The organism is Nocardioides sp. ChNu-99 (assembly GCF_029493445.1).
In the GTDB taxonomy this organism is placed as follows: domain Bacteria; phylum Actinomycetota; class Actinomycetes; order Propionibacteriales; family Nocardioidaceae; genus Nocardioides.
Genome location: NZ_JAHWBL010000004.1, coordinates 102132 through 124690, shown reverse-complemented (window position 1 = coordinate 124690; position 22559 = coordinate 102132). Strand labels below are relative to the sequence as shown.

Here is a 22559-nt window from a genome sequence, read left to right as displayed (position 1 = left end):
GGTCACCCTCTCAGGCCGGCTACCCGTCGAAGCCTTGGTGAGCCACTACCTCACCAACAAGCTGATAGGCCGCGAGCACATCCCCCACCGCTGAATCACTTTCCACACGACCTCATGCGAGACCATGTCATATCAGGTATTAGCCGCAGCTTCCCGCGGTTATCCCTGAGTGAGGGGCAGATTACTCACGTGTTACTCACCCGTTCGCCGCTCGAGTACCACCGAAGTGGCCTTTCCGCTCGACTTGCATGTGTTAAGCACGCCGCCAGCGTTCGTCCTGAGCCAGGATCAAACTCTCCATCGAAAACAAAACCCCAACCAACCCCATAGGGGCCAGCCGAGTTTCAACAATGAAGCCTTCATCCCAGACAGAAAACAAACCCCGACATCTTACGACATCGAAAATCCGTCTCCACCAAAGAAACATCAACCCACCAGAAGACCAAGCCCCCGAAGGAACCAGCCACCAGCGAGCCGACGAGGCAAAAACAAACAAACTAATCCGTCGACTTATATGACACACTGTTGAGTTCTCAAGAATCACACGCGCACCGCTTGACCGGTATCTCTCCGGCCCCTCGGGGCTTGCGAGGTGAAACATTACCGGATGATTTCCCAGATGCAAACTCGGGGGTTTTCGTCCGATTCACCGCATACTTCGTAAGCCTCATTATCAGCTGGTTTCGCACACGGCAATTCCAACCTCTTCCGAGGCCTGCTCAGTTTGTGGTGGTCACCCGCGCCGGAAGCCCGACCTCTCGGTCTTGCTCCCCGTCGCGTTCCGGGCAACGAGGAAGAACATTACGCCGGGAGGTGGAGGCCGTCAAACGCTGGCGGCGTGACGTGGCGCACAGGCGGTTGACACCCCCGCCCGGGGCGGGGCGGGCCGCCGTACCCCCGTCCCGGGAACGACCGCGGGCCCGCACGAAGCGGGCCCACGGAGGAGTCGATCGGGTCGAGCGGGGCCGGGTCAGACGAGCTGCACGCCGGCGAGGTTCTTCTTGCCGCGGCGCAGCACCAGCCATCCGCCGTCGAGCGCGTCGTCGGGTCCCGGAACCAGGTCGGCGTCGGTCACCCGCTCGTTGTTCAGGTAGGCGCCGCCCTCGGAGATGGTGCGGCGCGCCTCCCCCTTGCTCTTCGCGAGCCCGGTCTCGACGAGCAGGTCGACGACCCCCAGGCGCCCGTCCCCCGCCGGCGCCGTGACCGACCCGGCCTCGACCAGGGCGGCGGCGAGCGTCGTACCCGGGAGCGCGCGCAGGTCGCCCCCGCCGAAGAGGGCCGCGGAGGCGGCCTCGATGCGGTCGGTCTCCTCGCTCCCGTGGACCAGCGACGTCACCTCGCGGGCGAGGGCCTTCTGGCCCAGGCGCAGGAACGGCTTCTCCGCGCTGCGGGCCTCGAGGTCGGTGATCTCGTCGTGGCTCAGGAAGGTGAACACCCGCAGGAGCTCACCGATCTTGGCGTCCTCGACGTTGAGCCAGAACTGGTAGAACGCGTACGGCGAGAGCATCTCGGGGTCGAGCCACAGCGCTCCCCCCTCGGTCTTGCCGTACTTCGTGCCGTCGGACTTCGTCAGCAGCGGGGTGCTGAACGCGTGGGCGTGGCCCTGCTCCACCCGCCGGATGAGGTCCGCCCCTGCCGTGAGGTTGCCCCACTGGTCGGAGCCGCCGAACTGCAGCGTCACCCCGTGGTCGCGGTGGAGGTTGAGGAAGTCCATCGACTGCAGGAGCACGTAGCTGAACTCCGTGTAGCTGATCCCCGAGTCGAGGCGCCGGCGCACCGTGTCGCGGGCCAGCATCCGGTTGACCGGGAAGTGCTTGCCGATGTCGCGCAGGAAGTCGATGGTCGACAGCGACGCGGTCCAGTCGTAGTTGTTGACCATCGTCGCGGCGTTGGGGCCTTCGAACGACAGGAACGGCTCGAGTTGGCCCCGGACCTTGTCCACCCACTCCTTCACGGTGTCGAGCGCGTTCAGCGTGCGCTCCCCCGAGTCGCGCGGGTCGCCGATGAGGCCGGTCGCCCCGCCCACCAGCAGGTACGGCGTGTGCCCCGCCTCCTGGAGCCGGCGGGCGGTGAGCACCTGCACCAGGTGCCCCATGTGGAGGCTGGGCGCGGTCGGGTCGAAGCCCACGTAGTAGCGGACGCTGCCCGAGCCCAGGTGGGAGTGGAGGGCGTCGCGATCGGTGGAGTTCGCGATGAGACCGCGCCACTCCAGATCGTCGAGGACGTTCGCGTGCGTGGACACCAGACAGCCTTTCCGACGGGTACGCCGGCGCACCTCGCCGGCGGTGGGCACCTCCGGCCCGGGGCCAGTCTGCCGCACGGGGCGCGTCGTACCGGTCGCGGACCACGGCGTGACCGGGACCTCACACCGTCTCGATAGTTGCCATCGGCAAGCATGTGTAGGGTGCACGGGTCGTCCACCCGAGGAGCAACCCGTGTCCGCACCCACCCGCCCGGCCGGCGCCAGCCCCGTGGCTGCCGTCGTCGTGCTCTGCGTCGGCGGCCTGGCCGCCGCCCTGACGCAGACCCTCGTCATCCCCATCCAGTCCGAGCTCCCCGAGCTGCTGGGCACGAGCGCGTCCAACGCGGCGTGGGTCGTCACGGTGACCCTGCTCGCCGGGGGCGTGGCGATGCCGGTCGCCGGGCGCATCGCCGACCTCGTCGGCAAGCAGCGGGTGCTCGTGGCCTCCGCAGCGATCCTCGTGGTGGGCTCGCTCGTCTGCGCGTTGGCCGACAGCCTCGTGCCGATGCTCGTCGGCCGCGCGCTGCAGGGCCTGGCCATGGGGTTCATCCCCGTCGGCATCTCACTGATGCGGGAGGTCACGCCTCCCCACCTGACCGCGACCGCGACGGCCGCGATGAGCGCCACCCTCGGCGTCGGCGGCGCCATCGGCCTGCCCCTGTCGGCGTGGATCGTGCAGGTCGGTGACTGGCACGCCCTCTTCTGGGTCGCCACGGTGCTCGCCGCCGTCATCCTCGTGCTGACCTGGGTGGCGATCCCGCACGTGCACGACGCCCAGCCCGGACGCCTCGACGTGGTCGGCGCCCTCGGCCTCGCGGTCGGTCTCGTCTCGTTCCTCGTCGGCATCTCCAAGGCGACCACCTGGGGCTGGGGCGACGCCCGCACCATCGGCGCCGTCGTCGCGGGCCTCCTCGTGCTGCTCGCCTGGGGCGCCTACGAGCTGCGCCAGGACGACCCGCTGGTCGACCTGCGGACCTCGTCGCGCAGGCCCGTGCTGATGACGAACATCGCCGCCGTCGCGATCGGGTTCGGCATGATGGCGCAGTCGATCGTCGTCCCCCAGCTGCTGCAGCTGCCGGAGATGACCGGCTACGGCCTCGGGCAGAGCATCCTCGCGGCGGGTCTGTGGATGGCTCCCGCCGGCCTGATGATGATGGTGTTCGCGCCCATCTCGAGCCGCCTCATCACCACCGTCGGCGCCAAGCAGACCCTCATGGCCGGCGCGTTCGTGCTCGGCGTGGGCTACCTGGTCGCCCTGTTCATGATGGACGCGCCGTGGCAGCTGCTCGTCGCCTCCTGCGTCTCCTCGGCTGGCGTGGGCATCGGCTACGCGGCCATGCCGACGCTGATCCTGGACGCGGCGCCCGCTCGCGAGGCGGCCTCCGCGGTCGGGCTGAACGCGCTCATGCGCTCGATGGGCACGACGATCGCGGCCGCCGTCATGGGCACGATCCTCACGAGCCGCACCCACTCCCTGGGCGGCGGCATCGAGATCCCCGCGGAGAGCGCGTTCCAGCTGTGCTTCGCTGCCGGCGCCGTCGCGGCGTTCCTCGGCATCGCCATCGCCGCGTTCATCCCGCGCCGCCGCGCGCCCGAGGGCTCGGCAGGCTCGGCAGGCCCGGCGGGCTCCGTCGACCGCGAGGCCGCCGAGGCCGTCTGACCCTCAGCCCTCGGGGGCGCCGTGCCCGTGCGCGCGGTCGAGCGCGTCGTTGAAGCTCCGCAGCTCCGCGGCGAGCGCGCGGGCACGGTCCACCCCCAGCTCGGCGACCGCCGCGCCCCACACGGCGGCCCGCAGCGCGATGTCGTTGCGGTAGGCCGCGAGGCCGGCGGCCGTCGGGCGCACCGTCCGCACCCGCAGGTCCTCGTCGGCGGTGCGCTCGACCAGGCCGCGGGTGACGGCGGCGCTGACCTGCCGGCTGACCGTGGAGCGCTCGAGCTGCAGCTCGTCGGCGAGGTCGGTCAGGGACTTGGGCCCGTCCTCGACCAGCCGCCACAGGATCCGGAACGCCGACTGGTCGAGCACCGACCCCTCGTACGACGTCGACCGGCGCGCGGCGAGGCGCATGACCTCGGGCCCGAGCGCCGCGAGCGCGGCCCCCCGCGCGTCGTCGCTCACGGCGTCGCCCCGTGCCCGGCCGCTCCACCCCGGAGCGCCGACGTCGCCAGCGCGACCAGGCCCCGGGCGTCCCCGCCGGCCGCCCGGCCGGGCCAGCCGTGGAGCGGCTCGGACCACTCCCGCGGTACGGCGGACGCCCCCCACCGCGCGCCGAGCAGGGCACCGGCGATCGCCGCGACCGTGTCGGTGTCGTTGCCGATGCGGATCGCGGTGGCCAGGGCGTCCTGCAGGTGCGCGGCCGGGGCCCCGTCCGGCACCGGGGTGTGGACGATCGCCGACCACGCGGCCTGCAGCGCGCCCCCGGCCCAGGTGTTCTCGGTGAAGGTCGACGGCGGGCGGCCCTCTGCCTCGTCGAGCATGCTCGACCAGCGGTCGCGCGCCGCGGGCGGCAGGTGGGCGAGCTGGTCGCGCGCCCCGTCGTACGTGCCGGTGAGGACCGCGTGGCGCACCATCAGGCACCACGTCGCGGCCGCCTCGCCCGCGAGCGGGTCGTGGTGGGTCAGCGCGCTGACGGCGTGGGCCGCCTTGACGAGCGCCGCGGGGTCGTCGAGGTGGGCGAGGGCGACCGGGGCGGTGCGCATGAGGGAGCCGTTGCCGGCCGACCGGCCGGTGCGGGCGTGCACCTGGGCGGCGGCGGCGCGCATCGCCGGCGCGGTGGTCGTCGCGCCGGCGATGGACAGCACGGCGCTCGTCTGGATGCCGACGTCGGCCGGCCCGGCCGCGAACCAGTCCGCGAACCGCTGGGCCACCGCGTCGAGTGCGGGCTCGGAGCGCAGGTCGGCGCCGGTGGCCGCGACCTCGGCGATCGCGAAGGCCTGCGCGGTGTCGTCGGTCCACTCCCCGGGGGCGAAGCCGCCGAGCCCGCCGCCGATCATCCGGGGGGCGGTGCACACGGGCGGCAACGGCGCCGACCCGAACTCGTAGCCGGCACCCAGCGCGTCGCCCGCCGCACTCGCGAGGAGCACGCCGACCCCCCGGTCGACCTGGTCGTCGGTCCACGTCCCGCTCATGCCGTCCCCCGTCCCGTCGCGTGCGTCGAGACGGAGGCTACTCGAGTAATTGTCACCATCACAATATGGCTCAGCGACCCCACGCCCGCGCCCAGACGGGCCCGTCGCGCCGGTCCCCGGCGTCGCGGAGGCTGAGCGACTCGATGCGGGTGTTGAGGTCGCGGACCTCGTCCAGCACCTCGTGGGCACCCCACACCCGGTCGGTCCGCCGCGGCGTCAGCGGCGCGAGCACGTCCGCGGCGTGGAGCCGGCGCAGCACCTCCTCGACCGCGACGTCGTCGATCCCCAGGCGGGCCGCGACGACGCCCGGCGTCACGATCGGCTCGGCCATGAGCACGCGCAGGGACCGGGCGAGCGGCGTACCCGGCTCGGGGTGGTCGAGCCGCTCGCTCCAGTCGTCGTGCACCACCTGGAGGCTTGTGACCGTGCGGCGGGCCTCGTGGGTGGCCCACATGGTCGCCGACGCGAGCAGGCCGATGATCGTGGCGGCGCGGCCGCGGCGGTAGTCGCCGAGCGCCTCGAAGTAGCGCTCGCGGTGGGCCGTGAGCCCCGAGGCGATGGGCACCGTGAGGTTGCGGGTCACGCCGCGGCGCCGCAGGACCGCGTGGATGAGGGTGCGACCGATGCGACCGTTGCCGTCGACGAAGGGGTGGATCGACTCGAACTGGGCGTGCACGATCGCGGCCTGCGCGAGCGGCAGCACGTCGTCCCGGTTCGCGAACGCGAACAGGTCCGCCAGGTAGTCGTCGATCGTCTCCGGCGGGGGCGGGACGAAGAGGGCGTTGCGGGGCGAGTAGTCGCTGCCGCCGATCCAGTTCTGCCGGTCGCGGACCGTGCCCGCGTTGCGGGCGTGGTCGGGGTGGCGGCGGAACAGGTCGTGGTGGGCCCGGCGCAGCCCGTCGGCGGTGAGCTCGCCCGCCGTACCGACGCGCACCACCATCCCCGACAGCGCCTCGGTCGCCGCCGCCATCGACACCGCCGAGGCGTTGGCCCGCTGCCCGACGAGGGCCTTGCCGTAGTCGGACAGGCTCGCCTCGACGTCCTCGATCTTGGAGGAGGCGATGGACTCGGTGCGCAGGAGCAGCTGGTTGAGCGCGCCGAGGTTGCGCCCGTGCACCTGGTCGAGGCGCACCAACCCGTCGAGGGCCGTCGCGAGGTGGGTGCGCAGCGCGCGGCTCGGCTCGTAGACCTCGTCCGCGATGCGGGGCGGGAGCCGCACGTCGATCGAACGGACGTCGCGGTCGGCCCGGGGGCCGCGGCCCGACTGCGACCGCCACGGTCGCCGCTCGGTGCCGTGGGGCGGCCAGTCGGCGGCCGGGTCGGTGACGGCGTCGGGCGCGGGGTGCGGCTCCACGGGGCGAGTCTGGCACGGCGCCCCGCACCGGCCAGCCGGGCGAAGAGCGGGACAGGCGGGGTGATCCGTGTCACAGTCAGCCCACCCGTCCCCAGGAGGAGCCGTGGACACCTCGTTGCTGACCGTGGGCCTGCCGCTCGCGCTCGCCGTCATCATGTTCGGCCTCGGCCTGTCGTTGACCGTCGACGACTTCCGCCGGATCGGCCGCCAGCCCAAGCCGGTCGTGGTCGCACTCGCCGCGCAGCTGGTGCTGCTGCCGCTGCTGTGCTTCGGACTCGTGGTGGCGCTCGACCTCGACCCCCTGCTGGCGGTCGGGATGATGCTGCTGGCCGCGTCGCCGGGCGGCACGACGGCCAACCTGTTCAGCCACCTGTTCCGCGGCGACGTCGCGCTCAACGTGACCCTGACGGCGGTGAACTCGGTCATCGCCGTGGTCAGCCTGCCGCTCGTGGTCAACCTGGCGATCGGCTACTTCGACCCCTCGGGCGCCGGCGACATCGGCCTGCAGTTCGGCAAGTCGCTGCAGGTCTTCGCGATCGTGCTGGTGCCCGTGGCGATCGGCATGGCGGTGCGACGCTCCTCCCCCGGGTTCGCCGCCCGGGCCGACAAGCCCGTGCGCATCGCCTCGGCGGTCGTGCTCGCGCTGGTCGTGGTGGGCGCCCTGCTCGCGGAGCGCGAGGACATCGGCGACTACCTCGCGGACGTCGGGCTCGTGACCACGCTGTTCTGCGTCGGCAGCCTGCTGCTGGGGTACGTCGTGCCCCGCGCCGCCGGCGTCGGCGCCCGGCAGGCGATGTCGTCGGCCTTCGAGGTGGGCATCCACAACAGCACGCTGGCCATCACGGTCGCGGTGAGCGTGCTCGACAACGAGAAGCTGGCCGTGCCGGCCGCCGTCTACGGCGTCATCATGTTCCCGCTCGGCTTCGCCGCCGGCCTGGCCCTGCGCCACCTCGTGGTCGACGAGCCCGAGCAGCAGGAAGCCCCCGCCGCGCCGCTCCGCTGAGGCGGGAACGGTACGACGGGGGCCCGCGCCGGTGTGCGCCGCCGGTCAGTCGTCCTTGAGGTCCGCGACGAGCACCGCGGTGTTGAGCAGCGCCCACCCGATCGTGGCGGCAGCCGTCTTGCGCTGCGCGGCAGGGTCGTCGAGCTTCTGCAGCAGCAGGGCGCAGTCGGTGAGGTCGGAGGCGATGCGCAGCCCGAGGCTGACGCGGCCGGCCTTCCTCGACCCGAGCACGCCGGTGAGGCTGACGAGGACGTCGCGGACGCCGTACGTCTTCGCGAGCCCGAGGTAGCTCGCCCGCTCCGTGCCCGTGATGCCGAGGGCGTCGGGCAGGTGCTGCGGGCGGGCGAGGGCGAAGACGCCGTACCCGGCGGTGGCCGCCGAGACCAGGCGGGTGGGCGTGAACCGGCCGCTCATCAGGCGTCCAGCCGCGCGGTCTCGTTGGTGGAGGGGAACTTGCCGGGGTCACCGGTGACGGCGGCGCGCACGCCGCCGATGAGCCGCTTGACCCGGGACTGCGAGGCCCCCCAGTACTCGGCCGTCTCGACGTGCACCTTGATGAGCGCGAGGTTGGGCGTGTCGAGACCCTCGGGGAACCAGACCTCGAGCGGCGCGGCCCACAGCTCCTCGGCCTTGGCCCGGTCGTGGACGAGCTCGGCGGCACCCGAGATCGACGTCCAGGCGTTGTGCTTGTCGTCGGAGAACGAGACGTTGACCTGCGGGTGCGTGCGCACCTCGGCCGCCTTGGGCGAGTCGTCGTAGGTGAAGAACCAGAGGTCGCCGTCGAACTCGACGTCCTGCAGCGCCATCGGGCGGCTGACGTGGCGGCCCTCCGACGTCATGGTCGTCAGCATCGCGATGCGCGCCTGGTCGACGAGCTCCGCGACCTTGGCGACGTCGTCCTGGGTGTCGTGGTCGTGCGTCATGCAGTCATCTCCCCTTCGTGCCGAGGCTCCGCCGGGCGGGGCCGGATCGATCCGGTCCTCCTCGACGGTACGTCGGGGGTGTGGGCGGCCCGGCTCCCCGCCGGGCCGCCCCCTCGTGCGTGGCCCGGGGCTCAGCCGGCGTACGGGACCGCGACGTCGAGCACCCGGTGACGCCGAACCGGTCGGTGGCCATGCCGTAGAGCGGCGCCCAACCGGCGGGCCCCAGCGGCACGACGACAGTGGTGCCGGTGCCGTCGGCGGTCAGCGCGTCCCAGTAGCGGGTGATCTCGTCGGCGTCGGCGCCGCGCACGGAGACGAAGTACGGCGCGATGCCCGCGGCGTGCGGGCGGTCGGCGGGCACGTCGTAGGCCATGACGTGGAAGCCGTCGGCCGAGACGACCTGGCCCCACATGACCTCGTCGGCGCCTGCGGGGTCGCCGGCCTGGCCGGCGTCGCCGTAGGTGACGACGGTCTGCTCGCCGCCGAAGACGGACCGGTAGAAGGCCAGCGCCTCCCGGGCGGTGCCGCGCAGGTTGACGTGGGTGACGGTGGTGATGCTCACGGGTGCTCCTCTGCTGGTGCGGTCCGGGTGACCGCCTCGAGACCACCGTGGCCTGGGTAGAGGTCAGGAAGTGTCCTGTTCTTCCGGCATCCTGGGGCCGTGTCCACGACCTCCTCGCGCCTGCTCGCCCTGCTGTCGCTGTTGCAGTCGCGGCGGGACTGGCCGGGCGAGGTGCTCGCGGACCGCCTGGAGGTGAGCGGGCGGACGGTGCGGCGCGACGTGGACCGGCTGCGGGAGCTCGGCTACCGCATCACGGCGACGAAGGGACCCGACGGCGGCTACCGCCTCGACGCCGGCTCCGACCTGCCGCCGCTGCTCTTCGACGACGACCAGGCGGTCGCGCTGGCTGTCGCGCTGCAGGTGGTGGCGCGGGGCGGTTCCGGGCTCGGTACGGCGGTGGGCGAGGCCGCGCTGCGGGCCCTCACCTCCGTGCGTCAGGTGCTGCCCGGGCGGCTGCGGCACCGGCTCGACGCCCTGCCGCTGGAGGTGGTGGGCATGCCGCCCGGCAGTGGTTCGGCCCGGGCCGAGGTGGACGGGGCGGTGCTGGTGGCGCTGGGCGCGGCGGTGCACGCCCGGGAGGTGCTGCGGTTCGACTACGTGTCGGCGGCTGGCGCGGCGGGCGGAGCCGCGGGCGAGCCCGACGCGGGGCCGCGGCGGGCCGAGCCGCACCACCTGGTGACGTGGCGGGGCCGGTGGTACCTCGTCGGCTGGGACCTCGACGGCGCCGAGTGGCGGACGTTCCGGGCGGACCGGATCACGCCGCGGGTGCCGAACGGCCCGCGGTTCGCGCCGCGGGAGCTGCCGGGCGGTGTCGACGTCGCGACGTACGTCGTGGGGCGGTTCCGTGGGGCGGCCGCGGGCGGCGTCGCCTGGCCGTGCACGGGCGAGGTGGTGGTCGACCTGCCCGTGGGCCGGGTCGCGCCGTTCGCCGGCGACGGGGTGGTGGAGGCCGTGGGGGTACGGCGTACTCGACTCATCCAGGGCGCGTGGTCGTGGCCGGCGCTCGCAGCGTCGTTGCTGCGGTACGACGCCGACCTCGAGGTGGTCGGACCGCCCGAGCTCGTCGAGGCGTTCCGGGAGCTCGGCGAGCGGTGCGGGCGGGCGGCCGAGGGCGCTGCGGGCGGTCGCTGAGGGTGGGGCGAACCGGGGGTGGCGGCCGCAGGATGGCGTCGTGACCGCACCCCGCGCCCCGGAGCCCGGGCGGGTCGCGCCAGGGGGCGCGTTGTCGGCCAAGATGTCGACGCTCGCCCGGCGTGACACGGCGCCCGAGGTCGAGCTCCGGCGGGCGCTGCACCGTCGTGGGCTGCGCTTCCGACTGCAGCAGAAGGTTCCGGGCAACCGGAGGCGCACCATCGACGTGGCCCTCACCCGCGCCCGCATCGCCGTCTACGTCGACGGTTGCTTCTGGCACGGGTGCCCGGAGCACTTCCACCTGCCGCGCAGCAACGCCGACTGGTGGGCGTGGAAGATCGCGAACAACACGGCCCGGGACCGCGACACCGACGCGGAGATCGAGGCCGCCGGGTGGGTCGTGCGGCGCTACCTGGGAGCACGCCGACATGGCGGCGGCCGCCGACGAGGTCGTGCGGCTGTGGCGGGAACGGCTGGGGCGGTGAGTGGCCGGGGGCGTCATGCTGATCCAGGCCGGGTACGGCGGAGGGCCGCCACCCCGTGGGGTGACGGCCCTCCGTGACGCTGCCGGGTCAGCTGCAGCCGCTGGTGCTGCCGCAGCCCTCGCAGACGTAGCAGGAACCGGCGGGGCGCATCTTGGTGCCGCAGGTAAAGCACAGCGGCGAGTCGACCGCCGTACCCGTGATCTTCTCGAGCAGCTCGGCGGAGGTGTGCGCCTCCTTGGCGGCCGACGTCACGACGGGCGCCTCGGCGACCTTCTCCTCCTCCGCGGCGGGCTTGATCTCGATGGCCGGGGCCTCGAGCAGCTCGGACGCGGAGCCGGTCTCCTCGACGGGCTCGTAGGAGCCCGTCTCGAGGTGGCGCTGACGCTCCTCGGCCGAGTAGATGCCGAGACCGGCACGCTCGTCGAAGGGCAGGTAGTCGAGCGCCAGGCGGCGGAAGATGTAGTCCATGATCGACTGGCTCATCCGCACGTCGGGGTCGTCGGTCAGACCGGCGGGCTCGAAGCGCAGGTTGGTGAACTTCGAGACGTAGGTCTCGAGCGGCACGCCGTACTGCAGGCCGATGGAGACGGCGATCGAGAACGCGTCCATCACGCCGGCCAGGGTCGAGCCCTGCTTGCCGAGCTTGAGGAAGATCTCGCCGAGCTCGCCGTCCTCGTGGGCACCCGAGGTCATGTAGCCCTCGGCGCCGCCGACCGTGAAGGACGTGGTGCGCGAGACGCGGGACTTCGGGAGGCGCTTGCGGGTGGGGGCGTAGACGACCTTCTCCACGACCTTCTCGACGACCTGGGCCGCAGCGGCGTCGGCCGCGTCCGCGGCGTCCTTCTTGGCCTTGCCGCCACCGTCGGAGAGCGGCTGGCCCACCTTGCAGTTGTCGCGGTAGATCGCGGTGGCCTTGAGGCCGAGCTTCCACGACTGCAGGTAGACGTCCTCGATCTCCTCGACGGTCGCCGTCTCCGGCAGGTTGACCGTCTTGCTGATCGCGCCGGAGAGGAACGGCTGCGCCGCGGCCATCATCCGCACGTGGCCCATGGGCTTGAGGGAGCGGGCGCCCATGGCGGTGTCGAAGATCTCGTAGTGCTCCTGGCGCAGGCCCGGGGCGTCGATGACGTGACCGTGCTCGGCGATGTAGGCGACGATCGCCTCGACCTGCTCCGGCTGGTAGCCCAGCTTCTTCAGGGCGCGCGGGATGGTCTGGTTGACGATCTGCATGGAGCCGCCGCCGACGAGCTTCTTGAACTTCACGAGCGAGAAGTCGGGCTCGATGCCGGTGGTGTCGCAGTCCATCATGAAGCCGATGGTGCCGGTGGGCGCGAGCACGGAGGCCTGCGCGTTGCGGAAGCCGTTGACCTTGCCCAGCTCGACGACGTCGGCCCACGCCTTGGTCGCGAGGCGGTGCACCGCGGTGTCGTTGGTGTGCAGCGTGCGGACCACGTCGTTGGCGGCCTGGTGCTTGCGCATGACGCGCTGGTGCGCCTCGGCGTTGCGGGCGTAGCCGTTGTAGGGGCCCACGATCGCGGCGAGCTCGGCGGAGCGCTTGTAGGACGTGCCGGTCATGAGCGACGTGATGGTCGCCGCCATCGCGCGGCCACCGTCGGAGTCGTAGCCCAGGCCCATGGCCATGAGCAGCGCGCCGAGGTTGGCGTAGCCGATGCCCAGCTGGCGGTAGTTGCGGGTCGTCTCGCCGATGGGCTCGGTCGGGAAGTCGGCGAAGCAGATGGAGATGTCCATCGCTGTGATGATGACCTCGACGGCCTTCGCGAACAGCTCGCCGTCGAAGGTGTCGTCGTCGCGCAGGAACTTCAGCAGGTTGAGCGACGCCAGGTTGCACGACGAGTTGTCGAGCGACATGTACTCCGAGCAGGGGTTGGACGCGGTGATGCGGCCCGTCTCGGGGTTGGTGTGCCAGTCGTTGATCGTGTCGTCGTACTGCAGGCCCGGGTCGGCGCACTCCCACGCGGCCTTCGCGATCTTGTGGAACAGGTCGCGGGCGTCGACGGTCTCGATGACCTCGCCGGTCTGGCGGGCGCGCAGGCCGAACTCGGTGCCGTCCTCGACGGCGCGCATGAACTCGTCGCTGACGCGGACCGAGTTGTTGGCGTTCTGGTACTGCACCGAGGTGATGTCGTTGCCGCCGAGGTCCATGTCGAACCCGGCGTCGCGCAGGGCGCGGATCTTGTCCTCCTCGCGCGCCTTCGTCGCCACGAACTCCTCGATGTCCGGGTGGTCGACGTCGAGGACGACCATCTTGGCCGCACGACGCGTGGCGCCGCCCGACTTGATGGTGCCCGCGGACGCGTCGGCGCCGCGCATGAAGGAGACCGGGCCGCTCGCCGTACCGCCGCTGGACAGCAGCTCCTTGCTCGAGCGGATGCGGGAGAGGTTGAGGCCGGCGCCGGAGCCGCCCTTGAAGATGAACCCCTCCTCCTTGTACCAGTTGAGGATCGAGTCCATCGAGTCGTCGACCGACAGGATGAAGCAGGCCGAGACCTGCTGCGGCGACGGGGTGCCCACGTTGAACCACACGGGCGAGTTGAACGAGAAGTACTGGTGCACCAGCAGCCAGGTGAGCTCGTGCTCGAAGACCTCGGCGTCGGCCTCGGACGCGAAGTAGCCGTGCTCCACGCCGGCCTTCACGTAGGTCTTCACGACGCGGTCGACGAGCTGCTTGAGGCTCCACTCGCGGGCGTCGGTGCCGACGGCGCCGCGGAAGTACTTCGACGTGACGATGGTGGAGGCGTTGACCGACCAGAAGTCGGGGAACTCGACCCCGCGCTGCTCGAAGACGGTCGCGCCGGTCTTCCAGTTCGTCTGGACGACGTCCCGACGCTCCCAGGTGATCTCGTCGTACGGGTGCACACCGCTGCTGAACACCCGGTCGATGGTGAGGCCCGTCGAGCCGTTCGACCGACCTGCGGCGCCCGCTGCTCCGGGGCCGCTCACCGTCTCCGTCATGGAATCTCCTCGTCACTCTCGGTCGCTGCGTGGTGTCGTTCTGGGGTCGCCGTCGCGGGCCGGAGAGGCCTTCTGCACAACAAGGCCGCGACGACGGGTGTTCCGGTTGCTGGGTGCTGCTGCGGTGTAGATGGGTGCTGCTGCGGAGGAAGGAGTGGTGCGCCCGGCACGCCGCTTCCCCACGACGCGCCGGGCGGTCTGGTGGTCAGCCGGAGGTGGCTGACGTGGCCCGTTCACGATGCTGACCGGGGGCACCGACACTCTTCGTGTCGCTCCCCTCGGCGGCCGCCGCGGCCTCCCGGTCGAGGCGCAGCAGGGCGATCTCGGCCTCGAAGTCGGCGGCGGACTCGAACGAGCGGTAGACGCTGGCGAAGCGCAGGTAGGCCACCTCGTCCAGCTCGCGGAGCGGGCCGAGGATCGCGAGCCCGACCTGGTGGGCCGGGAACTCCGCCGAGCCGGAGGCACGCAGGGCGTCCTCGACCTGCTGACCGAGGCAGGCGAGCTCGTCGGTGCTCACGGGGCGGCCCTTGCAGGCCTTCCGCACGCCGGCGATCGCCTTCTCGCGGTTGAACGGCTCGGAGGCGCCCGAGCGCTTGACCACGGTCAGCTGCATCTGCTCGACCGTCGTGAATCGCTGCTCGCACCCGAGGCACGCGCGCCGGCGACGGATCGAGGCGCCGTCCTCCGCGACCCGCGAGTCGAGGACCTTCGTGTCGCTGTTGCGGCAGAACGGGCAGTGCACGACGAAGCTCCTCTCGGGCGCGGGGGTGTGTATGGAACGGGGTCTACCTGTGGATGGATCTGCACTTCGTGTGGGTATCCAGACCCGGGCCTGTGAACTAGATGTGGATAACTACACGGCTGTAAGTACTAGATGTGGGGGTAACCGTACGCGCGGTCCCCTAGAGGTGCAAGCGGATCGGCGTGTCTCCCGACACCCGTCCGGACCAGTCGGCGAACCCGCAGGTCAGCGCCCCGCGAGACGTCCGGTACGGCGTGTCGCGGCCCCACGGACGGGGTCCGGCGAAGCCGTTCACAGGCCCGCGGACGGGGTCCGGCGAACCGCCTGCGGGGTTGGGGACGGTGGGACATGATGGAGCGGTGCGGGGAGGGAAGAGAGCGGGTTCGCGACGGGAGTCCACCGCTGCGCCCCGCCCCCGCGGCCGCCTCGCCGCACTGGCCCTCGGCATCACGGTGACGGTCGTCGCGTGGGGCTACCTCGTCTGGGTGGCCATCGACTTCGGGGCCACCGCGCGCGCCGGCGAGGGCGCTGCCTGGTGGTTCGTGGCGCTGGCCTCGCTGGGCGCCATCGCGTGTCTCTTCATCGCGCTGCTGCTGGGCGCGGCAGCCCTGCGCACGCTCGGCGGCCCGGCGGCGCCGACCGCCCCCGAGAGTCCCCCGCGGCCCAGCGGCGGCAAGCGCGCCGCACGCTGACGGTTCTCCACAGGCACCCGTACGACGGGTAGCCGTGCCCCACGAGTCTCGTTAGATTCGACAGCACGCCGGCGCGATCGGGGCGCCGGACACCTCTCGGGAGGATCCATGCGCCTGCGACGACGCCTGATCGCCTGCACCCTGGCCGGTACGACGGCCCTCACCGCCTGCACCAGCAGCTCCGGCGAGACCGACGACGCCGACCCCAGCGGCGGCGCGAGCAGCAGCTCGAGCGCGCCGGTCGAGTCGACAAGCACCGCCCCCACACCCCCGCCGCTGCCCGACGAGGCCACCGGCGACGACGACGCAGCCGCCATCGCCTTCGTCGAGCACTGGGTGGAGTTGGTGAACTACAGCTTCCAGACCGGTGACACCGTCCCAGCGCGCGCCTTGTCCACTGGCTGCGAGGCCTGCGCGGCTGCCCTGGACCACATCGAGTCGACATTCGGCGAGGGCCCGCCGGGCAGGTGGCAGATTGCCAATCCCGACGCACTGGCACCACAGGGAGACGATGCTCCTCGAACCGACATAGTCATCGTCACGGACATCGAGGTATTCGACGGCCCTGAGGCAAGCGCCACGGTCACTCGATCGGGCATCTTCACGTTTGGTCTCGCCAGCGTCGACGAAACATCGTGGAACGTGGCCTGGGCGGACGGGCAAGAGTCATGAAGCGCCCTCGCGCCGTATCAAGAACTCTCGGGGTCACAGCACTCGCTGCAGGGTGCATTCTCGGAACGGCGTGGCAGGCGGCTGGTGACCGCGACACCGATGTCGGATCGGGCGCGGGCAGCTTTGATGTATGGGGCGACGCGGGTACTGGCGGGGAGACGTACGCCGAAACCCGCTCAGAAGGCTCAACCAACGGTGCCCGGGCGCCCGAAGTCGTAGACCCCGTTCAGGCGTGGGCAGACAACATCAACGCGCACACCTGCCTACCCATCGCGGGCCTAGCGTCACCCTGCATCGCGCCGGTGGCATGTGGGGACGGCGAGCTGAACGCCGTCCCAGCCGGCTGGCTCCTCGGCGGAGCATCGGCCGTCCGCTCCGAGTGCGAAGCCCCCGCCGCCGCGGCACCGGTCATCACCCCGGCACTCGTCCTGCAGGCGTTCCAGTCCGTGCCGTTGCCTGAGACCGTCCTGACGATCCAGCCCCCCGACGGCCTAACCCTGGTCAACTTCGACACGAACTTCTACACCGAAGCCGCTCCGTTCACGACCACCGTCACCCTCCTGGGCCAAGCCGTGGAGCTCGACATCACGCCGACGTCGTACACCTGGGCCTACGGCGACGGGACCACCGCCACCACCAGCACCCCCGGCGCGCCCTACCCCGACCTTGAGGTCACCCACCGGTACCAGCAGACCGGTAGCTACCAGGTCACCGTCACCACCACCTGGTCCGCCCGCTACCGCGTCAACGGCGGCCCCTGGCTCGATGTCGCCGGCACCGTCACCATGCCCAGCGCACCCGTGCCCCTCCAGGTCGACGAAGCCACACCCATCCTCACCGACTGACCACCCGTATTCACCTGCGCGGAGGTTTGCTGCGCCACGTCTGCTCAGCAGACCCCCGCACAGCCCGTCGACACGACGCCCGGTGGCGTGCTCCCTGCGCAGCGAAGTCGATCGCCACGCCTCGTCCTGCACCGCGTGGGCGCGGCTCCGCTGATCGACGCCTTCGTCCACAGGCGCCCGTGCGACGGGTAGCCGCGCCCCGCGAGTCTCGTTAGATTCGACAGCACGCCGGCGCGATCGGGGCGCCGGACACCTCGGGAGGATCCATGCGCCTGCGACGACGCCTGCTCGCCTGCACCCTGGCCGGTACGACGGCACTCACCGCCTGCACCAGCAGCTCCGGCGAGACCGACGACGCCGACCCCACTGGCGGCACCAGCAGCTCCGGCGCACCGGTCGAGTCGACCAGCACCGCCTCTACGCCCCCGCCACTGCCCGACGAGGCCACCGGCGACGACGACGCAGCCGCCATCGCGTTCGTCGAACACTGGGTCGAGTTGGTGAACTACGCCTTCCTGACCGGGGTGGGCGACTCCGCCAGGGCCCTGGCACCCGGGTGCGAAAACTGTGCCGCGGCCATCGACAACATCGAGAGCACTTTCGGAGACGCGGAACCGGGCTCGTGGACCGTTGATGGAGGCGAGACGTTCGATCCCCAGGCTCCCGATCGAGCCACTACCGACGTTGTTGTCCTCATGAATGTTGAGATCGCCGACAACGTGATCGAGGACCCCGCGATTACAGGCACCGGAACCCTCACCTTCGGCTTGAAGCGGACCGACGGATCGTGGGAGGTGTCATGGCTCGACGCAGCAACCGCGGCCTAGCGGCAGCGCTTGCCACGGCATTCCTGGTTGCACCGACAACGTCGGCGGTCGCCCTCTCCGACGGAGAGGAAGAGGTGACTCCCGGAATCGATAGCTTCAACATTGTGGGTGGCAATGTCACGGGCGGCGGCACATACCAGGCCGGCCAGGGCCGCCAGAACGAGAGCAGCAACTCTCAGAACTTCGATCCGATGGCCGCATGGGCGGCCAACTACAACGCCCACGCGTGCTTGCCATCCCCGGTCAGCTTTTTCAGTTTGATCAACCCCTGCTACGCCCCGGTGGCCTGCGGCGAGGGGGCGTTGAATGCGGTGTCGCACATCGGGCTGCTCGCCGGGGCATCGGCGGTCACGTCCGAGTGCGCAGCCCCCGCCGCGGCAGCCGCACCGGTCATCACCCCGGCGCTCGTTCTCCAGGCGTTCCAGTCCGTTCCGCTGCCCGAGACCGTCCTGACGATCCAGCCGCCCGACGGGCTCACCCTGGTCAACTTCGACACGAACTTCTACACCGAGGCCGCTCCGTTCACGACCACCGTCACTCTCTTGGGCCAAGCCGTCGAGCTCGACATCACGCCCACGTCGTACACCTGGGCCTACGGCGACGGGACCACCGCCACCACCAGCACGCCCGGCGCGCCCTACCCCGACCTGCAGGTCACCCACCGCTACCAACAGACCGGCAGCTACGACGTCACCGTCACCACCACCTGGTCAGCCCGCTACCGCGTCAACGGCGGCCCCTGGCTCGACGTCGCCGGCACCGTCACCATGCCCAGCGCACCCGTGCCCCTCCAGGTCGACGAAGCCACACCCGTCCTCACCGACTGACCGGTGCCGTCGCCCCGCCGCGGGTCAGGACGTGGTTTCGAGGCTCGCTAGCGCGAGCACCTCAACCACCGGGGGCGACGGACGCGCACCACCAACGGCACGAGGGGCGGAGCCGAAGCTCCGCCCCTCGTGGTTCTTCCCCGGTGGACCGACAGGTCGGGGTCGAAGCGACCTGTCGGGGTCTGTGGCCGCCCGAGCGCGCGCCGACGGGATGCCGGGCGCGGGGCGGCCGGGGTCAGCTGGTGGGCACCACCAGCAGCTGACCAGCCTGCAGCGAGCCGCTCGACATCGCGTTGAGGGAGCGGATCTCGTCGATGACGCTCTGGACGCTCTCGCCGTCGGCGGCCCGCTCCGACGCGATGGCCCACAGCGTGTCGCCAGCGCCGACGCGCACCGTCTCGGTCGTGCCGGTCGGGCCGGGCTCGTCGGTAGCGGACGAGACGGAGCCCAGCACGACGCCGAGCGCGAGCATCACCAGGAGCGCGAGCGCGACGACGACCACACGACCCCGGTGGGTGAGCCGCACGGTGCTGCGACGAGCGGACTGCGCGGCGACGGAGCGCGGCGCGGCCGGACGACGGGTGCGGACGGCGGGAACGGCGTACGTGCTGCTCATGATGACCTCCAGGGGAAGGAGTCGGGTCGGACGAGCTGATGTCTACCGACGGCCACCGACAGTTCTGATCCGCAACCGCTCCAGACCCACTGTCGATCATCCGTTCGATCGAACACGTGCTCGACAGTAGAGCAGGTGTTCGAACCAATCAAGGGTGCAGTCGAACATTTCTTCGAGCCTCCCCGCACGCCGACCGACACGCCGGTTCGAACAGATGTTTGATGCCGGAGGTCACGAACGACTAGCGTGACCTGCGTCGACCGGGCCCGGCCCGATGCCCGACGCAGCGGCACGGTGGCCCGGGCGCACGACGGAACCGGTCCACCGAACAGGCAGACGGAGCGCGCCCCGGCGCGGGAAGAAGGCGGAGATGGCCAGCAGCAGCAAGAGCGACGAGACGGGCGCCACGGTCGAGGACCTGTCCGCCCTTCCCGAGCCCGCCGCCGGCCAGGCCCGCCTGACCCCCCGCCAGGCCAAGGTGCTCGCCGTCATCACGCAGGCGCTCGACGACCAGGGCTACCCGCCGAGCATGCGCGAGATCGGCGAGCAGGTCGGCCTCACCAGCTCCTCCTCGGTCGCCCACCAGCTCAAGGCGTTGGAGGAGAAGGGCTACCTGCGCCGCGACCCGAACCGGCCGCGGGCCATCCAGGTCGTCACCCCCGGCTCCCCCGAGCGCGCCGCCGTCTCCTCCGTCACCGACCCCGACCTCGACGCCGTCCTCGACGAGACCGGCATCGGCGACGCCCAGCCGGCCGCGACGTACGTGCCGGTCGTCGGGCGCATCGCCGCCGGCGGCCCGATCCTGGCCGAGCAGCGCGTGGAGGAGGTCTTCCCCCTTCCGCAGCAGCTCGTCGGCGACGGCACCCTCTACCTGCTCGAGGTCTCCGGCGACTCGATGGTCGACGCCGCGATCTGCGACGGCGACTACGTCGTGGTTCGCCAGCAGCCCAACGCCGAGAACGGCGAGATCGTCGCGGCCATGATCGACGGCGAGGCCACCGTGAAGACCTTCCAGCGCAAGAACGGCCAGGTCTGGCTGCTGCCGCACAACCCGGCGTACGACCCGATCGACGGCACCCACGCCACCATCCTCGGCAAGGTCACCGCGGTCCTGCGCCGCCTCTGAGCCACCTGCACCCGCGCCCGCCCGGGCACCGGCCGTCCCACCCGCGGTCGATGCCCCGGTCGGGCGGGGTGCGCCGTACCCTTGCGGGGACCCGCTCCGAGGAGGTGCCATGTCGGCTGACGCGCCCCGCTTCCCCGTGCTGGAGGCCGCCGACGGCTACGACATCGCCGCGGTCGACCGGCACGTCGCGACGCTGCTCGACGACGTGCAGCGCGGCCGCCGCACCGGCTTCCACCCCGGCCCCCTCGACACCCGGCCGTTCGCCCTCGTCCACCGCTCGCAGGTGTACGACGCACGCGCCGTCGACGCCTGGTTCGACCGCTGCTCCGGCGAACTCGAGGCCCGGCGTCACCATCCCTCGGGGCTCGGCCGCGCGACGTACGACGGCGACCTCGACGACCCGCCGGAGCTGCGCGACGTGCCGGCGTCGCAGCCCGCGACCGACGACCACACCAGCACCATCCCCACCTGGGCCCGCATCGTGGCGCTCCTCGTGATCGTCGCGCTGCTCGGCAGCTACGTGCTCTCCTTCTTCTGACCCGCACCCGCCGTCCGCACCCGCCGCCCGCACCCGCCGCCCCACCCACCCAGTCGACCTCCGGGTGAACTCCCGCCGTCCGGACGGTGCTCACATCACCGTTCGCGGGACCTGGCCCGTTTTTCGTCGTTCAATGAGGTGTGACCGAGGCCTCATCCCCCACCCGCACCGACGCTGGAGTCGAGCAGCAGCTCGCCCTCCCGTCCGTGCCCCGCCGTACCGTGCTCGCCGGCGGCGCCCTCGTCGGCGCCGCAGCGCTCGTCGTCAGCCCCTTCGACGACGACGAGGCCCGCGCCGCGCTGGCCGGCGCGTCGCCGTACTTCCGCCACGGCGTCGCCTCCGGCGACCCGCTCGCCAACCGCGTCGTCCTGTGGACCCGTGTGACCCCCACCCCCGACGCCACCCCCGGCTCGGGCCGCGGGCCGGCGGTGACGGTGGAGTACCAGGTCGCGACCGACACCCGCTTCCGCCAGCTCGTCACCCGCGGCACCGTGCGCACCGACGCCGCCGCCGACCACACGGTCAAGGTCGACGCGTGGGGCATGCAGCCGGGCCGGTGGTACTACTACCGCTTCCTCCACCGCGGCGTGGCCAGCCCGGTGGGGCGCACCAAGACGGCGCCGGCCTACACGAGCGCGCCCGCACGCCTGCGGATGGGCGTCGTCTCCTGCGCCAACCTGCAGGCGGGCTACTTCCACGCCTACCGCCACCTCGCGGCCCGCAACGACCTCGACGCGATCCTCCACCTCGGCGACTACCTCTACGAGTACGCACCCGGGCAGTACGGCATGGGGCAGGACGACGTCGACGTGCGCCGCCACGTGCCCGCCCGCGAGATGGTCTCCCTCGCCGACTACCGGCAGCGCCACGGGCAGTACAAGGAGGACCCCGACCTCCAGTGGCTGCACTCGAAGTACCCGTTCGTCGTCACCTGGGACGACCACGAGTCGACCAACGACGCCTGGCGCGACGGCGCCGAGAACCACCAGCCGGGCGAGGGCGACTGGGCCACGCGCCGCTCGCGCGCCCACCGCGCGTACGACGAGTGGATGCCCGTGCGGCTCGGCTCGACCGCCGCGCTGGGTGACGGGACCCGCCTGTTCCGCAGCCTGCGGTTCGGCACCCTCGCCGAGCTGAGCATGCTCGACCTGCGCACCTACCGCGACCAGCAGGTCGCCTACCCGGTCGTCGACCCGGCCGTGAGCGACCCCGCCCGCACCATCACCGGCCGCGAGCAGCTCGCGTGGCTCAAGAAGGCGGTGGCCAGCACCGCGGTGCAGTGGAAGCTGGTCGGCAACCCCGTGATGATCGCGCCCGTCACCTTCGCCCAGCTGCCGACCGACCTCATCGACCCGGTCAACGACGTCACCGGCCTGCTGCCGCGCGACGGCGCGCCCTACAACGTCGACCAGTGGGACGGCTACACCGACGACCGGCGCGAGCTGTTCACCCACATCCGCGACCAGGGCATCCGCGACACCGTCTTCGTCACCGGCGACATCCACTCGGGGTGGGCCGCCGACCTGCCGTACGACGTCGCCACCTACCCGCTGGGCCGCTCGGCCGGCGTCGAGTTCGTCGCCAGCTCGGTCACGTCGAACAACCTCAAGGACATCCTCGGGGCCCCGCCGCGCACGGCGAGCCTCGCCGTCGAGACGGTCATCAGGACGGCGAACCGCCACGTGCGCTACCTGGACTTCGACAGCCACGGCTACTCCGTGCTCGACGTGACGCCCGCCCGGGCGCAGATGGACTGGTACACCACCGGCCCCCGCGACCAGCGGAACGCCGGCTCCACCTGGGCGGCGTCGTTCCAGACGCTCGCCGGCACCAACAAGCTGAGCCGGGCCGCCGGGCCCGTGGGAGGAAACTGAC

22 protein-coding genes and 1 rRNA gene are annotated in these 22559 nt (G+C 71.7%); 12 read left to right on the top strand and 11 right to left on the bottom strand.

Going from position 1 to position 22559, the window contains the following annotated elements:
* Positions 1–304: ribosomal RNA gene (locus KK617_RS03045) — 16S ribosomal RNA — on the bottom strand; the annotation flags it as partial.
* A gap of 666 nt (positions 305–970) precedes the next feature.
* Positions 971–2242: a tyrosine--tRNA ligase gene (gene tyrS, locus KK617_RS03040; protein WP_277498014.1), complete on the bottom strand. Its 1272-nt coding sequence runs from the start codon at positions 2240–2242 to the stop codon at positions 971–973.
* Between the two features lie 193 nt (positions 2243–2435).
* Between tyrS and KK617_RS03035 the strand changes: the two genes are divergently transcribed.
* Complete coding sequence (locus tag KK617_RS03035) at positions 2436–3902, top strand: MFS transporter (RefSeq protein WP_277498013.1); 1467 nt, start codon at positions 2436–2438, stop codon at positions 3900–3902.
* A gap of 3 nt (positions 3903–3905) precedes the next feature.
* On the opposite strand, the gene KK617_RS03030 is transcribed toward KK617_RS03035, so the two are convergent.
* The 3 genes from KK617_RS03030 to KK617_RS03020 all read right to left on the bottom strand — a co-directional run bounded on the left by KK617_RS03030 (position 3906) and on the right by KK617_RS03020 (position 6722).
* Positions 3906–4358: a MarR family winged helix-turn-helix transcriptional regulator gene (locus tag KK617_RS03030; RefSeq protein ID WP_277498011.1), complete on the bottom strand. Its 453-nt coding sequence runs from the start codon at positions 4356–4358 to the stop codon at positions 3906–3908.
* Complete coding sequence (locus KK617_RS03025) at positions 4355–5368, bottom strand: ADP-ribosylglycohydrolase family protein (RefSeq protein ID WP_277498010.1); 1014 nt, start codon at positions 5366–5368, stop codon at positions 4355–4357. The genes KK617_RS03030 and KK617_RS03025 overlap by 4 nt, the downstream gene beginning before the upstream one ends.
* A 70-nt stretch (positions 5369–5438) precedes the next feature.
* Positions 5439–6722, bottom strand: a complete 1284-nt coding sequence (locus tag KK617_RS03020) for a Fic family protein (RefSeq protein ID WP_277498009.1) — start codon at positions 6720–6722, stop codon at positions 5439–5441.
* Positions 6723–6789: 67 nt separating this feature from the next.
* Between KK617_RS03020 and KK617_RS03015 the strand changes: the two genes are divergently transcribed.
* Positions 6790–7725 carry a bile acid:sodium symporter family protein gene (locus KK617_RS03015; protein ID WP_277498007.1) on the top strand — a complete coding sequence of 312 codons (936 nt, stop codon included), beginning with the start codon at positions 6790–6792 and terminating at the stop codon, positions 7723–7725.
* A 45-nt stretch (positions 7726–7770) separates the two neighbouring features.
* On the opposite strand, the gene KK617_RS03010 is transcribed toward KK617_RS03015, so the two are convergent.
* Genes KK617_RS03010 through KK617_RS03000 form a run of 3 tightly spaced genes read right to left on the bottom strand, consistent with a single transcriptional unit; the run spans position 7771 to position 9210 of the window.
* On the bottom strand, positions 7771–8139 hold the full coding sequence (locus KK617_RS03010; protein ID WP_277498006.1) for a hypothetical protein: 369 nt from the start codon (positions 8137–8139) through the stop codon (positions 7771–7773).
* Positions 8139–8648: a pyridoxamine 5'-phosphate oxidase family protein gene (locus tag KK617_RS03005; RefSeq protein ID WP_277498004.1), complete on the bottom strand. Its 510-nt coding sequence runs from the start codon at positions 8646–8648 to the stop codon at positions 8139–8141. Before KK617_RS03005 ends, KK617_RS03010 begins: the two co-directional genes overlap by 1 nt.
* Before the next feature lie 4 nt (positions 8649–8652).
* On the bottom strand, positions 8653–9210 hold the full coding sequence (locus tag KK617_RS03000) for a VOC family protein (RefSeq protein WP_277498002.1): 558 nt from the start codon (positions 9208–9210) through the stop codon (positions 8653–8655).
* A gap of 99 nt (positions 9211–9309) precedes the next feature.
* Between KK617_RS03000 and KK617_RS02995 the strand changes: the two genes are divergently transcribed.
* Both KK617_RS02995 and KK617_RS02990 read left to right on the top strand, forming a co-directional pair.
* Positions 9310–10341, top strand: coding sequence for a WYL domain-containing protein (locus tag KK617_RS02995; RefSeq protein ID WP_277498001.1), 1032 nt, complete (start codon positions 9310–9312; stop codon positions 10339–10341).
* A 40-nt stretch (positions 10342–10381) separates the two neighbouring features.
* Complete coding sequence (locus tag KK617_RS02990; RefSeq protein WP_277498000.1) at positions 10382–10903, top strand: hypothetical protein; 522 nt, start codon at positions 10382–10384, stop codon at positions 10901–10903.
* A 10-nt stretch (positions 10904–10913) separates the two neighbouring features.
* Here KK617_RS02990 and KK617_RS02985 read toward each other — a convergent pair whose 3' ends face one another.
* Together KK617_RS02985 and nrdR are read right to left on the bottom strand one after the other, a co-directional pair.
* On the bottom strand, positions 10914–13799 hold the full coding sequence (locus KK617_RS02985; protein ID WP_277497999.1) for a vitamin B12-dependent ribonucleotide reductase: 2886 nt from the start codon (positions 13797–13799) through the stop codon (positions 10914–10916).
* A 205-nt stretch (positions 13800–14004) separates the two neighbouring features.
* The gene (nrdR, locus tag KK617_RS02980) at positions 14005–14541 is read right to left on the bottom strand and encodes a transcriptional regulator NrdR (protein WP_277497998.1); all 537 of its coding nucleotides are present in this window, start codon (positions 14539–14541) and stop codon (positions 14005–14007) included.
* Between the two features lie 359 nt (positions 14542–14900).
* Between nrdR and KK617_RS02975 the strand changes: the two genes are divergently transcribed.
* The 5 genes from KK617_RS02975 (at position 14901) to KK617_RS02955 (ending at position 18404) form a co-directional block, all read left to right on the top strand.
* On the top strand, positions 14901–15233 hold the full coding sequence (locus KK617_RS02975) for a hypothetical protein (protein ID WP_277497996.1): 333 nt from the start codon (positions 14901–14903) through the stop codon (positions 15231–15233).
* 108 nt (positions 15234–15341) lie between these two features.
* Positions 15342–15905 carry a DUF6318 family protein gene (locus KK617_RS02970; RefSeq protein WP_277497994.1) on the top strand — a complete coding sequence of 188 codons (564 nt, stop codon included), beginning with the start codon at positions 15342–15344 and terminating at the stop codon, positions 15903–15905.
* 302 nt (positions 15906–16207) lie between these two features.
* Complete coding sequence (locus KK617_RS02965; RefSeq protein ID WP_277497993.1) at positions 16208–16750, top strand: PKD domain-containing protein; 543 nt, start codon at positions 16208–16210, stop codon at positions 16748–16750.
* Between the two features lie 266 nt (positions 16751–17016).
* Complete coding sequence (locus KK617_RS02960; RefSeq protein ID WP_277497992.1) at positions 17017–17577, top strand: DUF6318 family protein; 561 nt, start codon at positions 17017–17019, stop codon at positions 17575–17577.
* Complete coding sequence (locus KK617_RS02955) at positions 17550–18404, top strand: PKD domain-containing protein (protein WP_277497991.1); 855 nt, start codon at positions 17550–17552, stop codon at positions 18402–18404. Before KK617_RS02960 ends, KK617_RS02955 begins: the two co-directional genes overlap by 28 nt.
* A 235-nt stretch (positions 18405–18639) precedes the next feature.
* On the opposite strand, the gene KK617_RS02950 is transcribed toward KK617_RS02955, so the two are convergent.
* Positions 18640–19020: a LysM peptidoglycan-binding domain-containing protein gene (locus tag KK617_RS02950; protein ID WP_277497990.1), complete on the bottom strand. Its 381-nt coding sequence runs from the start codon at positions 19018–19020 to the stop codon at positions 18640–18642.
* Between the two features lie 370 nt (positions 19021–19390).
* On the opposite strand from KK617_RS02950, the gene lexA reads away from it, so the two are divergent.
* From lexA to KK617_RS02935, 3 genes are all read left to right on the top strand, one after another.
* On the top strand, positions 19391–20146 hold the full coding sequence (lexA, locus tag KK617_RS02945) for a transcriptional repressor LexA (protein WP_277497988.1): 756 nt from the start codon (positions 19391–19393) through the stop codon (positions 20144–20146).
* A 109-nt stretch (positions 20147–20255) separates the two neighbouring features.
* On the top strand, positions 20256–20684 hold the full coding sequence (locus KK617_RS02940) for a hypothetical protein (RefSeq protein WP_277497986.1): 429 nt from the start codon (positions 20256–20258) through the stop codon (positions 20682–20684).
* 140 nt (positions 20685–20824) lie between these two features.
* Positions 20825–22558, top strand: coding sequence for an alkaline phosphatase D family protein (locus tag KK617_RS02935; protein ID WP_277497984.1), 1734 nt, complete (start codon positions 20825–20827; stop codon positions 22556–22558).
* The last annotated feature ends 1 nt before the right edge of the window (position 22559 follow it).

What these genes read in the sequence shown, in the direction of transcription:
- KK617_RS02985 (WP_277497999.1), bottom strand. Translation starts at nt 13,799, where the DNA reads ATGACGGAGACGGTGAGCGGCCCCGGAGCAGCGGGCGCCGCAGGTCGG.
- KK617_RS02960 (WP_277497992.1), top strand. Translation starts at nt 17,017, where the DNA reads ATGCGCCTGCGACGACGCCTGCTCGCCTGCACCCTGGCCGGTACGACG.
- KK617_RS02950 (WP_277497990.1), bottom strand. Translation starts at nt 19,020, where the DNA reads ATGAGCAGCACGTACGCCGTTCCCGCCGTCCGCACCCGTCGTCCGGCC.
- KK617_RS03025 (WP_277498010.1), bottom strand. Translation starts at nt 5,368, where the DNA reads ATGAGCGGGACGTGGACCGACGACCAGGTCGACCGGGGGGTCGGCGTG.
- KK617_RS03010 (WP_277498006.1), bottom strand. Translation starts at nt 8,139, where the DNA reads ATGAGCGGCCGGTTCACGCCCACCCGCCTGGTCTCGGCGGCCACCGCC.
- lexA (WP_277497988.1), top strand. Translation starts at nt 19,391, where the DNA reads ATGGCCAGCAGCAGCAAGAGCGACGAGACGGGCGCCACGGTCGAGGAC.
- KK617_RS02940 (WP_277497986.1), top strand. Translation starts at nt 20,256, where the DNA reads ATGTCGGCTGACGCGCCCCGCTTCCCCGTGCTGGAGGCCGCCGACGGC.
- KK617_RS02970 (WP_277497994.1), top strand. Translation starts at nt 15,342, where the DNA reads ATGCGCCTGCGACGACGCCTGATCGCCTGCACCCTGGCCGGTACGACG.
- KK617_RS02955 (WP_277497991.1), top strand. Translation starts at nt 17,550, where the DNA reads ATGGCTCGACGCAGCAACCGCGGCCTAGCGGCAGCGCTTGCCACGGCA.
- KK617_RS03005 (WP_277498004.1), bottom strand. Translation starts at nt 8,648, where the DNA reads ATGACGCACGACCACGACACCCAGGACGACGTCGCCAAGGTCGCGGAG.